We start from the raw sequence: 11390 nt of genomic DNA, 5'->3' as shown, positions 1-11390 counted from the left end.
ACCTCTGACGACGGTCGCTGTTCCCTCGCAGCAGCCCGTTGTGCGAACGTCCTACTACGCCCCGCAAGCCGTTTACGCACCACAACCAGTGGTCGTCGCTCGCCCTGTGGTGTCGGCCCCCGTTCAGGTGGTTTGTCCCACGCCCGTATATTCCACACGATATCGGCCGATTTTGGGTGGTACCGTGACGCGGGCGTGGTATCCTTAGCATTCTCCTCTCGACCTGCAACTGGTTCGCTCTTTCTCTTCTTCTCAACTCCGCGAAGCAATGCGCTTTGCCCATTGGAGGAACGTGCAGATGGACCTTATTCGTGTCTGCTTGGGAGACATTACCAAGCTCGAAGTCGATGCCATCGTCAACGCCGCCAATGAGCTGATGCTCGGTGGAGGTGGCGTGGATGGTGCCATTCACCGTGCCGCTGGCCCACAGTTTTACGAGGCCTGCGAGAAAGTGGAGCAGTGGCGACCGGGCGTTCGCTGCCCGACGGGTGAAGCTCGCATCACGCCCGGCTTCGATCTTCCGGCGAAATGGGTGATACATACTGTGGGACCTGTATGGCATGGAGGCGGGTATGGCGAAGCGAACGTGCTCGCCAATTGTTACCGCAACTGCCTGGAACTTGCCGTCGAGCACGGAGCTCGCACCTTGGCGTTTCCAGCAATCAGTTGCGGCGTGTTTGGCTTCCCTGCCGAGCGTGCCGCGGTGATTGCGCGGCGCGAGATATCCTGCTTCTCGCTCGTCGAAGACTTGTTCGACGAAATCTTGCTCGTGGGTTACGACGAAGAGATGTGCGACGTGCTCGAATCGTCGGCACTGAAGGCGGCGAGGTCACTCACGCCGCCCGCCGCTTGAGCGTCTCCGCTTCCGATTCTTCCGGATTCCAGTACGCCAGTCGCTTCTCGGTATGTCTTTGACGACCGAGTTGCATGGCGAAGTCCATTACGCCGGGGAGGAATCGTTTGAACGCAAACATCACCCGGGCAACTGGTTCCATCACGACGCGAGCGCGATTCTTGCGAATAGCTCGCACCGCTGCGCGGGCGACTTTCTCAGGAGTAGTCGTCGTCCAGCGCGGTGGAGTCTTCTGCTTCTCGTGCCCATTGGACATCGACGAGTTGAACAAATTGGTTCGCACCAAACCGGGGCAGAGCGCCGTCACGCCAACTCCTTGCACACCGTACTCGCTGCGAAGCGACTCGGTGAAGCCAACGAGGCCGAACTTGGCTGTGTTGTAGGCACACACCTTTGGCATGCCGACAAGTCCCAGGACGCTGCACACGTTGAGCAGGTGCACATCTCGCCGCTTGAGCAAGTGCGGCAGTAGTTCGTGCGTCAGGCGAATCGGAGCATGCAGGTTGATCTGCAGCATCCGATTCCAATGCTCGGACGTCATGCGATCGGTGAAGCCGCTATACGTGACGCCCGCGTTGTTTACGAGAATGTCGATTCCACCGGTCAGCGACTTGGCGAAGTTGGCGAGGGCGACGATTTGCTCGGGCTGTTCGGCGTCGTAATGGAAGAGATCGACGTTGACGCCAAGTCCCCGAATCTCAATCGCCGTGCGAGACATGCCCGCTTGGTCGCGATCCGCCAGCAGCAGGTTGGTTCCGCGGCGTGCCAGTTCCATCGCGATCGCCCGACCGATGCCGGACGCTGCGCCAGTTACCAGTGCTCGTTTGCCTTGAAGGTGTTTCATCTTGGTCCTAAAACACCACTAGCCCCGAGCGAACTCGGGGCTAGTGTTTCAATTCTTGCGAACTAAGCAGCCTTCCGCATCGGGCTGATGACCTCGGTGGCCACTCCCGGGCGGTCGAGTTCGTACTCGGGAATCGTGCGGCTCAGCTTGTAGCGGTCTTCGCCACGCAGCACCGCGACGCCCCACTTGTCCAAGTGGTACTTGCCGCCGTTGTACACGCTGCGGTAGTACTTCTTGTCCGTGTAGACCGGCACGCTGGTCGGGATAACACGCAGGTTGAACGCCAAGCGATGGCGGTCCGTGGTGTTCGGGCCCGAGCCGTGAATGCAACGCTCCGAGAAAATAATGAACTGACCTGGCTTCACCGGAATCTCGACAGCACGAGCTTCCTCTTCCTTGGTGTACTCCAGCGTGAAGTCGGCATCGTAGAAGCCTTCGTCACCACCAAAGCTCAAGGGGCGAATCGCGTTGTGCGTGCCCGGCATGAAGCGTAGGCAGCCGTTGTCGTGGTGCGTATCGTCCACGGCGATCCAGACGGTCAGCTGGAAAATCTCGCTCAGGTCTGGCGGGAAAATCGCCGGATCCTGGTAGTCTTCCACCATGAAAGTGCTCGCCTGGTGCCACTGAATGGTGGGCGATCCTGGCGGCTTGAAGAAAATCTGCGACCGCCACGTGAGCAGATCGGGACCCAGAATCTGGGCACAACGCTCGGTGATCGCAGGGTGCTTCATGTAGTTCCACATCCGCGGCATTTCGAAGTGCCGGTCGCGAGGAGTCACGAAGCCGTAAGTCTCGCTCTTGGTATTCTCAACCGCCAGCAGGTCGTCGCGGAACGACTTCATCTGCTGAGGAGTGAACGCGTCGAACGGACCAATGAAACCATTGGTGTAGAACGACTTGAGCTGCTCGTGGCTCATGCGATACTCAGGCGCGACTTCCGCCTTTGGCTCGATGACCTTGGGCATCTGGAAGTAAGCGGGCTGATCGATGAAGGCACGCAGCACGCGCGACTTCAGGATCATCGAGAACATCTCGTAGTCCCAGTTCTTCACGATGCTCTTGAAATCACGAGGCAGCACACTCCGAGGTAGGCCGAGGGCCTTCCAAGCACACAACCCAGCCAGGCCACCCATGATTGGCAAACGCTGCCAGAGGGGCCGCAACTTCGGCTTCATGTTCATCGCGAAAAACTCCGGAAAAATCTGTGGGCAAAGGGGGCGGGGCGGTCGTCCAACATCAGGTCGACCACAATACGCATGCAAAACCTTTGCGGTTAATAGCTAATGTATCGGTCGCAGGGAATAGCGAATTTAGACCATGTCTCAGCACAACATTTCGCTAGCAACTCTGGCGAGCGGGGCCCGTTAGGGTCGTGGTTGTTTAGGTAGTTGAGGTAGTTTTCCGCGCCGCGCGAGTTTTGTCGCACTCTGCTCACTTTTTCATTGACTGCGACATTACTCTCGGGATCCATTCTCACGAGTTCTAGAAAGTCTCGTGTTTTATAGGGTGAAAGTGCTCTCGGAAGGTTGCTATCAAAATTATAATGTCGCAGGGGTAAACCGCAGGTGCGACTTTACTCGGTCTGGCGGAAGGACGAGGTAGGGCGTCTTCGCCATTCCCCCCCCACTTCGCCACGTCGGCCATCCCTCGCCAAACTCCCCACGCGAAAGCCGCCTCTTTTCTGTCTGGGGTTAGTTACGGCAACTGTACATACGGCATGTGGTCATTTGAGCATAGGTGCAGCGCGCTTTCTAGGCCGTGTTGACATTCAGGCCAAGAGGATCATTGTGGCTGCCAGATGCAGCAACGCGAGGTAGTTTCGTGCTGTTTTGTCGTATCGAGTGGCAATGCGTCGGCATTGCTTCAGCTTGGCAAACAGTCGTTCGACTTGGTTGCGTTCTCGATACAGATGCTGGTCGTAAGCCCGCTGCACTTTGCGATTACTTCGCGAAGGGATGACGGCCGTCGCGCCTTGGCGCTCAATGGTCTCTCGTACTTGCTCGCTGTCATAACCCTTGTCGGCGATCACGTGTTCCGCCGTGAGTCCCTCCAAGAGCGGCACAGCTTGAGTAACATCGTGAGTCTGCCCGGGTGTCAGGAGGAGCTTTACGGGATTGCCGAGTCCATCGCAGACCGCATGGACCTTCGTTCCGAATCCACCACGCGATCGCCCAAGTTGCTGATCTCCCCTTTTTTTCGAGCTCCCGCCGCGTGAACGTGGGCCCGAATGATGGTGGCGTCCAGCATCACCCACTCCCAATCCGCCTCTTGAAGAGCGGCGAACACCTGCTGCCAGACCCCCTTCTTCGCCCAGCGGTTGAACCGTTGAAAGACGCTGTTCCACGGCCCAAAACGCTCTGGAAGATCACGCCACGGAGCGCCAGTACGAACGATCCACAGCACAGCATCTAGGAACAACCGGTTGTCCTCCGCACTACGCCCCGGACACCCCACCCGACCCGGCAACAGCTTCTCCACACGCTCCCACTGCTCGTCCGTCAATTCAAAACGTCGCATCTAATCCTCCTCCATGAGGTAACGGTTACTCGCCTACTTTACCCGATCCACCTAGATGCAACATAGGTATGTCAACACGGCCTAGTCGGATTCCGAAAGATTTCCCAAATAGTGTTTGCTTAGGGAATACCATTAGTTTTCCGGCAGTAGCGGGTCCAATGGCGGGGTGGCGATTTCGTTTTCCACGTACACGGCCGACAGCAATTCGCGGCGACGTGGCAGATCTTAGGGGCCCCGTAGGGGTAGCCGCCAATTGCTTTGAATTGTGCTAACCTGTCTCTAATGTCATCCGCCCTAGCGAAGAACGCCGACTATAATATCGCACCGTACGCAGACTAACCCTAATCCTAAAGGAGTGGAAAATGCCTTCCACCAAAGAGTCTTCCGTCAAAGCAGCCCTGGCGACCCCCACCGATCTCGGCGCAAAGGGCGTTGCCGATGTCGCCGAGGGCCTGCGCAATTTGCTGGCCGACGTCTTCGCGATCTACGTGAAGACCAAGAACTTCCATTGGCACATGAGCGGCCCGCACTTCCGCGACTACCACCTGCTGCTTGACGAGCAGGCCGGACAGCTATTTGCCATGACCGACGACGTGGCCGAGCGCGGCCGTAAGCTTGGCGAGACTTCTGTTCGCTCGATCGGTGATATCGCGCGTCGTCAGCGGATCAAGGACAACGACGAAAGCTTCGTCTCGCCACTCGCGATGCTCGAAGAGCTCACCAAGGACAATCGCCAGTTGACCAAGGAACTACGTGAGCTGCACGACGTGTGCGACGAAGCGGGTGACGTGGCCACCGCGAGCTTGATCGAAAACTGGATCGACGAGACGGAACGCCGCGTGTGGTTCCTGTTCGAATCGGCCCAAGTCGATTGAGCATGGTTCCTAGGGCTCGCGGCAAGAGATAGGGTGAGGATCGCAGGTAGGCCGTATCAAGCTCCGCGCCGATACGGCGCTTAGAGTGTCGTCGTTGATTGGCCCTCACAACTTCGCGATTGCCTCTGCGTCTCTGCGTGGATTGTTTTTCACCCAAAGGCGCAGAGACGCAGAGGCAGTTTGCCCTGAATGGGATCGCTCCGTTAGGCGAAAGCGGAGGCTTGTTGTAGGGTGCCTGACGTTTGTTAAGAGGAATAAGAGTCGCGAGAAGGTCTGTCGGTACGTACTTGGCCCAGTTGCGGGAAACCTGCTACATTGGTGGCGTGCAGAATGTTCCTGCAGAGACATGAGAGAGCCTGGAAGCTGGGGGCAGCCATGAGTCGGTTTTCGTACGTCGCGATCTGCGTCTGGGCCAACTTGGGCATCTTCATGATCTGCGCGTCATTGCTGCCGCGTACTAGTCTTACGATGTCGTCGGATCCGGTGAGCCATTTCGTTTCGTCACGCGCTCACTGGGATACGGCGTTCGGCGTCCTGGTTGGGACGGCCATGCTAAGCGTTGCCCTAGGGCTATACCTAGAGACAAGGCAGTTCTTCGTAAAGCCAACATCCCACCAGCGCGACATGGCCTTCTCCTGGTTCATGGTGGGTATACTATTGCCTCTCGCGCCTGCGCTGGTGCTGCTTATGTTCTGGTCGGTGGGGCAGTAGAGCATCGCCGCGGAGCCGGTGGGTAATTTTGGCATCAGTAGGTTCTCGCTTAGCTAGGTGCGATACATGGATTTCTTCCAAGGTGTGGTTTCTGAGTATCTGCGAGCTGACCGCTCCATCTTCATAAATACCGAATGCTTACTGGCACTAAACGATGGTGACCTCCATACGAAGGGCGCTCACTGGTATTGTGACATTATGGCCATCAGTGTTCGCGAACAGACGGTTTACCTATGCGAGGTTTCCTATGCTGCGAGTCTTCAAAAGCTTATCGAGCGATTGACAGCGTGGAATCGAAATTGGACGAATGTCTGCTCTGCCATCTACAGAGATTCAGGAATTCCAGAAGGCTGGGCTGTCCAGCCATGGGTGTTCTTGCCGGAGGGACGTATCGACCTTTTCAAGAAGAAGCTGCCGAGCGTTTGGAGCATGGATGGCGAAGTTCAGGGCATGCCAAAGCCGATCGTAACCTTTTTGGAATCTGTGGTCCCTTGGAAGTACCAGACTTGGGACCGAAAAGTTGTAGCTCTTGAGGAATGCGATTGAGAGGAAAGGGGTTGAGGATCGGCGAAGTCGACATAGGTCATTCCTCACCAGTTCGCGCTATCTGCAGGGCGCAGCAGGCAAATATTTTCTCTCGCAAAGCCGCGAAGACGCCGAGTTCTCACGTCTGAAGTATCGAACCCACCCACCAATGCAACTCCGCTACGAAACCTCCACCTCCATCACGGTCGAGCAGTTCGCCGATCTGTTGCGCCGGAGCACCCTCGCCGAGCGGCGGCCCGTGGACGATGCGGCGTGCCTCGCGGCGATGGTTGAGCATGGGAATTTGCTTTGCACGGCGTGGGATGGTGAGAAGCTGGTCGGCGTCGCCAGGTCGGTGACCGATTTCGCGTACTGCTGCTACCTGTCCGACCTGGCCGTCGATGGCGAGTACCAACGCCAAGGCATCGGCCGCGAACTGATTCGTCAAACGCAATCGAAGCTCGCCCCGCGAGCAAAGATCATCCTGCTATCCGCCCCGGCGGCGGTGGACTACTATCCGCGGCTTGGATTCGAGGCACATCCGTCGGCGTGGGTTCTGGGGGCGGGGGAGGAGATCAATTGAATTGGGGTGTGGACTTTGTCTTGCGTGCGAATTATTCCGAATCGCGGCCGCATCAAGAAGACGTCGAGGGACGACCGTTTGGTCTAACAGGCGCTTTGACCTGCTTCCGCTAACTGGCAGGAAGGTAAGGCGATGTTAAAGGTTTGGCAGGAATGGAGAAGGCGCAGGCTTCGATCGCAGTACATAGTGGGAACAAAGCTAAGTCGCCTTATCGCCCGAGACATCAGACGCGAAGTGATCGTTGATTCAAGTGCGGAACTCGACGATGGGTACATTACCGTCCGAATGCGAACCACAAACGTGCTCTATGTGGCGCATGGACTGGCGACTGAGGAACCCTTCGGACCACCGCAGCGGATAGCGATTGCTGAATTGTGGAGCTGGAGCGGCCAGCCTTGGGGAGGAATGGCTGACGGCACCTCATTAATCGATGATCGAAGGCCTTTTCGGTCTGAAGTCGAACATCCAAGGCCATGATCCTAGAAACGTCAGTTGCTTCCGTGCCAAAACCATGAAAACCCAGTACTACACCGCCACTAGCCTCGACGGATTCATCGCGACCGAGGACGACTCGCTTGATTGGCTTTTTCCGCTCGGCGATGTGAACGACTCGAGCTATCCGGAGTTCATTGCCGAGGTTGGTGCGCTCGTCATGGGGGCGAACACCTACGAGTGGGTGCGGCGGAACTCGGAGTTGGTGGAGGCCGAGGTGGGGTCGCCTTGGCCTTACACGCAGCCGGCGTGGGTGATGACGACGCGTGAGTTACCGCTGATCGATGGGGCGGACGTGCGGTTCGCTCGGGGCGATGTCCGCGAGGTGCATGCCGAGATCAACAAGCTGATTGGCTCCAAGAACTTATGGATCGTCGGCGGTGGTGAGCTCGCCGCGCAGTTTTACGACGCGGGGCTGCTGGACGAGTTGATCCTGCAAGTTGGCTCGGTGACTCTAGGCAAAGGGAAGCCCGTGTTCCCGCGCGAAGTCTTAAGCCCGACGCTGCGACTAAAGGCCGTGCGGCAGATGGGGACGACGATGGTGGAGTTGCGGTACGATGTGGAGCGGGGGCCGAACGGTGGTGGTTGAAGGTTGTGTCACGCGGAGACGCGGAGGGGGATTTTTGGCTGGTGTTTGTAGGAATCACCAGCTCAGTAACTCTCGGCGAATTCCAACGGGGCCGAACTCTTTTCGCTGACCCCAAGTTGCTTATCGACGCGTGCAATGATTTCGCTCGTCAGCTTCACGAAGACGGGATGAAACTCAGCCTTGTACTTCTTGTGAATCGACGCAACTGGCTCCCAGGTGGTGTCGATGGCGTGGGCAATTTCTGCTCGCATTGGAACCACGGTGTTGAAAGGTCGCGGGAACTGAAGATCCTCGAAGCTGCCGTACTCGGCCTGTTCGATGATCTTCCGGTGGTCGACGTCCTGGGCTCGATACATTGACCAGATGGTTCCGAGGGCATGCCTGCGGAATCCATCGGTATGCAGTTTCTTGGTTAACCAGTCAGCTCCGCGAAGCGAAAGCCGATTGGGCTGGCAGGGGACAACGTACCCCGTCGAGATCTGAAGCAATTGCTTCACCTGGAAGGAGAGGCTGGGTGGACAATCGATGATGGTGTAGTCGAAGTTGCTGGTGATCCACCGATGCAACTGATTACGATGGTGTTGCATGGTCGCGCGAAGCGCGTCCGCACCAACTTCGCGATAGCGTTTAGCCAGGTTGCTGCTGATGTCGTTCATGCGGACCGAGCAGGGAATGACCGATAGATGTTCCAGCCCGCCGTTGATGTTCGATGCCCGATGAGCCGCGTACGTATCGAATCTGCTGGCATTGAATGTCGGCTTCATCATCTCGCGAAACAGGTCGTGAAGCGTTCGCTTGCTTCGCTCGACTTCCTCCATGCGTTTCTCACCAAGCAACAGCTCAGTGGCGGTGCATTGGTGGTCGGCATCGATCAGCAGCGTTCGCTTGCCGCCCGACGCCAAGCACTCGGCGATCGCGACGGCGTTCGTGGTTTTGGCAACGCCTCCCTTCAAGTTCAAGAACATGATGATGGCCATGCATAACCTCCGAGATGGTGGAAAAGGTGGGACTGCCAGCCACGGATTTCCGCGACGGCATTCGTTAAACCCTAGCACATAAAATGCGTGGAACCGCGTTTCGAATGGCCCGTATCGCAATTTCTTCCATGCATTGGCTACAATCCCCCTGGCTAAAAGAATCACGGCGTTTCGCCGATAAAAGCACTCGGCGTCCGGTCGTTGGGTGTAGGGTAAAAACATGAAATATCGGGTGGCACAGCGAGGGAGACTCTGAGGATGAGGAATCTGCGTTGCCGGGCTATAAAGCGTCGTACATCGGGGTGGCTCGAAGGCGTGTTGTGTTGAAGGGGCGCAGCGTATGATGCTCCGGGCGAGATTCCTCGGTCGCGGGGCTCTCGTCGGAATGACTCTGTGGTTTGGTGATTTCGGCGCGCGGCATGGCGTCGGGCGCCGTATCGGCGCGGAGCTTGATACGGCCTACAATTTGGGTTCTCACCACGCTACCTGTTTGCTTGCGATTTATGAGTACTCTTCATCCCGAAGTCGATCAGTTTCTTCGCACCACCAAGCAGTGGCAGGATGAGCTGGCGGAGCTTCGCGCCGTGGTGCTGGAAACTCCGCTCGTGGAAGAATGGAAGTGGCGGCAGCCTTGTTACACGTTCGAGGGGAACAACGTGGTGATCTTGGGTGGGTTCAAGGATCACTGCGTGCTCAGTTTCTTTAAGGGGGCGCTGCTGAAGGACCCGAAGAGCATTCTCCAGAAGCCGGGAGAGAATACGCGGGCGGCGCGGGTGGTGCCATTCACCAGCGTGGCGGAGGTGAAGAAGCTGGCGAAGGTGCTCAAGGCGTACATCGCCGAAGCGATTGAAATTGAGAAAGCGGGGCTGAAGGTCGATTTCGAAGAGGGCCGCGAGGTCGAGTTGCCGGCGGAGCTGGTCGCGGTGATGGACGAGCGGGCGGATTTTGAGAAGGCGTTCCATGCCCTAACGCCGGGCCGGCAGCGAGCCTACCTGTTGCACTTTAATTCCGCCAAGCAGTCGGCGACGCGGACCGCGCGGATCGAGAAGTGCATGCCGCGAATCTTCGATGGCAAGGGACTCAACGACTGCACGTGCGGGCTGTCGAAGCGCATGCCGGGGTGCGATGGGTCGCATAAAAGTTTGGGGTGAAGTGAAGGGGGAAGGCGGAGGGTGGAAGGGCGAATGGCACCTGGGGAAGCAATCGGCCCCTGTGTCATCCTGAGGGAGCCTCGGCGACCGAAGGATCTCGTTGGCCATTCTTTGGAACGCTAATCTTCGCTAATAAAATCATTCGTGCAGATTAGCGGAGATTCGTGTTCTCTCGCGCGCGAGATTCTTCGGCTCGTGTTACTCGCCTCAGAATGACATGGTTTATGGCGTTGTGGTTTCGGCGGGGCGAAGCTTGAAGCGCCGGATCGGCGCGGAGCTTGATCGCGGCCTACGCGTGGTGCCAGAGGGATGCAGGCGTGGTGATGCCTTCGAGGGCTTTGGCGATTTGTTGGGTGCGCTTCAGGGCTTGGTCGATCGCTGGGGCCCAGGGGCCTTCTTTCGCGCGTTGCCAGGCGGATTGGGCGAGGGGGATCGCGGGGTCGTCGCCGTCGGCTAGCGGATCCTGGGGCAAAGCGTCGTAGTAGCTGCGGAACATGGTGGTCGAGGCGAAGAACTTTCGCATGCCAATCTGGTCGGCGAGCGCGGCTTGCAGGCGGAGGCAGGCGTGCTCGTGGAACCGGTTCGCGCGGTCGTGGTTGGGGAGCCCCCAGTCGAGCTTCGTGAGGCAGTCGGGGCCTTCGACCAGGGCGTGGCAGGTCTCGTGCAGGATCATTTGCGCGAGCGAGTCGTCGGGGTCGAGCGTCTCGGGCGTGCCAATTGTGAGCGTGCCGGCTCCATCCCACGAGGCGTTGACCTCGGCGCTTCGCTCAACGCGCATCCCCATTTGCTCCGCGGCGTGAACCCAAACCAGGGAGAGCGGGTCTTCGTAGGTCTGGTGGATCTTGCGCAAGGTTTGGGCGAGGGTTGGCGGAGGGAATTGCGATAGAGACTCGGATTGACCCTGATGATATAATCTTCTCTGATTGAAGGTCAGCCGGGCCTAGCGTGCCGATGAGCACGCGGCCGCGGGTCTGGCGATTGGCGTTGTCACCACATGTTCCGTTGGATGGGAGTTCTGCGATGGGCGATAAAGGAAGTAAGGACAAAGGGAAGCGGGAAGCGCAAAAGAAGCCGCTGCTAAGTCCCAAAGAGAAGCGGCAACAAAAGCAAGCGAAGAAGGCGAGCAAGTAACCTCGACTCGAACATTCTGCTTAGAAAACCTTTGCTAGTTCGCGCACCCGCTTGCGGCTGTGCGCGAAAGGGCAAAGGTTTTCTCGCTTTACGGCGTCCCCTCGTTATACTCGTCTCTTCGGCTGCCGCCATGTGTGTGCGG

12 protein-coding genes are annotated in these 11390 nt (G+C 57.9%); 7 read left to right on the top strand and 5 right to left on the bottom strand.

Annotated elements, in window-relative coordinates:
* Nucleotides 1-298: 298 nt before the first annotated feature.
* Nucleotides 299-853, top strand: coding sequence for an O-acetyl-ADP-ribose deacetylase (locus SH292x_RS12175; protein ID WP_442481271.1), 555 nt, complete (start codon nt 299-301; stop codon nt 851-853).
* Here the strand turns inward: SH292x_RS12175 and SH292x_RS12170 are convergent.
* From SH292x_RS12170 to SH292x_RS12160, 3 genes are all read right to left on the bottom strand, one after another.
* Nucleotides 834-1697, bottom strand: a complete 864-nt coding sequence (locus SH292x_RS12170; RefSeq protein ID WP_442481270.1) for an SDR family NAD(P)-dependent oxidoreductase — start codon at nt 1695-1697, stop codon at nt 834-836. The genes SH292x_RS12175 and SH292x_RS12170 overlap by 20 nt on opposite strands.
* A 62-nt stretch (nt 1698-1759) precedes the next feature.
* Nucleotides 1760-2878, bottom strand: a complete 1119-nt coding sequence (locus SH292x_RS12165; protein ID WP_442481269.1) for a phytanoyl-CoA dioxygenase family protein — start codon at nt 2876-2878, stop codon at nt 1760-1762.
* Between the two features lie 587 nt (nt 2879-3465).
* A protein-coding gene (locus SH292x_RS12160) for an IS5 family transposase (protein ID WP_442481268.1) occupies nt 3466-4214 on the bottom strand; the annotation gives its coding sequence in 2 pieces (ribosomal slippage) (nt 3466-3887 and nt 3887-4214; 750 coding nt in all).
* 362 nt (nt 4215-4576) lie between these two features.
* Between SH292x_RS12160 and SH292x_RS12155 the strand changes: the two genes are divergently transcribed.
* The 5 genes from SH292x_RS12155 (at nt 4577) to SH292x_RS12135 (ending at nt 7989) form a co-directional block, all read left to right on the top strand.
* A complete protein-coding gene (locus SH292x_RS12155; protein WP_442481267.1) occupies nt 4577-5089 on the top strand; it encodes a Dps family protein in 513 nt (170 codons plus the stop codon).
* Nucleotides 5090-5464: 375 nt separating this feature from the next.
* On the top strand, nt 5465-5800 hold the full coding sequence (locus tag SH292x_RS12150; RefSeq protein WP_442481266.1) for a hypothetical protein: 336 nt from the start codon (nt 5465-5467) through the stop codon (nt 5798-5800).
* Between the two features lie 66 nt (nt 5801-5866).
* Nucleotides 5867-6346, top strand: coding sequence for a hypothetical protein (locus tag SH292x_RS12145; protein ID WP_442481265.1), 480 nt, complete (start codon nt 5867-5869; stop codon nt 6344-6346).
* Between the two features lie 148 nt (nt 6347-6494).
* Complete coding sequence (locus SH292x_RS12140) at nt 6495-6908, top strand: GNAT family N-acetyltransferase (protein ID WP_442481264.1); 414 nt, start codon at nt 6495-6497, stop codon at nt 6906-6908.
* 511 nt (nt 6909-7419) lie between these two features.
* Nucleotides 7420-7989, top strand: a complete 570-nt coding sequence (locus tag SH292x_RS12135; protein ID WP_442481263.1) for a dihydrofolate reductase family protein — start codon at nt 7420-7422, stop codon at nt 7987-7989.
* A gap of 62 nt (nt 7990-8051) precedes the next feature.
* Here the strand turns inward: SH292x_RS12135 and SH292x_RS12130 are convergent, their stop codons facing one another.
* Nucleotides 8052-8966, bottom strand: coding sequence for a ParA family protein (locus SH292x_RS12130; RefSeq protein WP_442481262.1), 915 nt, complete (start codon nt 8964-8966; stop codon nt 8052-8054).
* 503 nt (nt 8967-9469) lie between these two features.
* Between SH292x_RS12130 and SH292x_RS12125 the strand changes: the two genes are divergently transcribed.
* Nucleotides 9470-10117: a DUF1801 domain-containing protein gene (locus SH292x_RS12125; RefSeq protein WP_442481261.1), complete on the top strand. Its 648-nt coding sequence runs from the start codon at nt 9470-9472 to the stop codon at nt 10115-10117.
* Nucleotides 10118-10406: 289 nt separating this feature from the next.
* On the opposite strand, the gene SH292x_RS12120 is transcribed toward SH292x_RS12125, so the two are convergent.
* Nucleotides 10407-10967: a hypothetical protein gene (locus SH292x_RS12120; RefSeq protein WP_442481260.1), complete on the bottom strand. Its 561-nt coding sequence runs from the start codon at nt 10965-10967 to the stop codon at nt 10407-10409.
* Nucleotides 10968-11390: the final 423 nt, after the last annotated feature.

This window comes from Aeoliella fuhlenseeensis (genome assembly GCF_052161615.1).
Taxonomy (GTDB): Bacteria; Planctomycetota; Planctomycetia; order Pirellulales; family Lacipirellulaceae; genus Aeoliella.
Note: the sequence above shows the minus strand (reverse complement) of the source record. Positions and strands in the feature narration are given on the sequence as shown.

What these genes read in the sequence shown, in the direction of transcription:
- SH292x_RS12165 (WP_442481269.1), bottom strand. Translation starts at nt 2,878, where the DNA reads ATGAACATGAAGCCGAAGTTGCGGCCCCTCTGGCAGCGTTTGCCAATC.
- SH292x_RS12140 (WP_442481264.1), top strand. Translation starts at nt 6,495, where the DNA reads ATGCAACTCCGCTACGAAACCTCCACCTCCATCACGGTCGAGCAGTTC.
- SH292x_RS12145 (WP_442481265.1), top strand. Translation starts at nt 5,867, where the DNA reads ATGGATTTCTTCCAAGGTGTGGTTTCTGAGTATCTGCGAGCTGACCGC.
- SH292x_RS12150 (WP_442481266.1), top strand. Translation starts at nt 5,465, where the DNA reads ATGAGTCGGTTTTCGTACGTCGCGATCTGCGTCTGGGCCAACTTGGGC.
- SH292x_RS12125 (WP_442481261.1), top strand. Translation starts at nt 9,470, where the DNA reads ATGAGTACTCTTCATCCCGAAGTCGATCAGTTTCTTCGCACCACCAAG.
- SH292x_RS12135 (WP_442481263.1), top strand. Translation starts at nt 7,420, where the DNA reads ATGAAAACCCAGTACTACACCGCCACTAGCCTCGACGGATTCATCGCG.
- SH292x_RS12170 (WP_442481270.1), bottom strand. Translation starts at nt 1,697, where the DNA reads ATGAAACACCTTCAAGGCAAACGAGCACTGGTAACTGGCGCAGCGTCC.
- SH292x_RS12130 (WP_442481262.1), bottom strand. Translation starts at nt 8,966, where the DNA reads ATGGCCATCATCATGTTCTTGAACTTGAAGGGAGGCGTTGCCAAAACC.
- SH292x_RS12155 (WP_442481267.1), top strand. Translation starts at nt 4,577, where the DNA reads ATGCCTTCCACCAAAGAGTCTTCCGTCAAAGCAGCCCTGGCGACCCCC.
- SH292x_RS12175 (WP_442481271.1), top strand. Translation starts at nt 299, where the DNA reads ATGGACCTTATTCGTGTCTGCTTGGGAGACATTACCAAGCTCGAAGTC.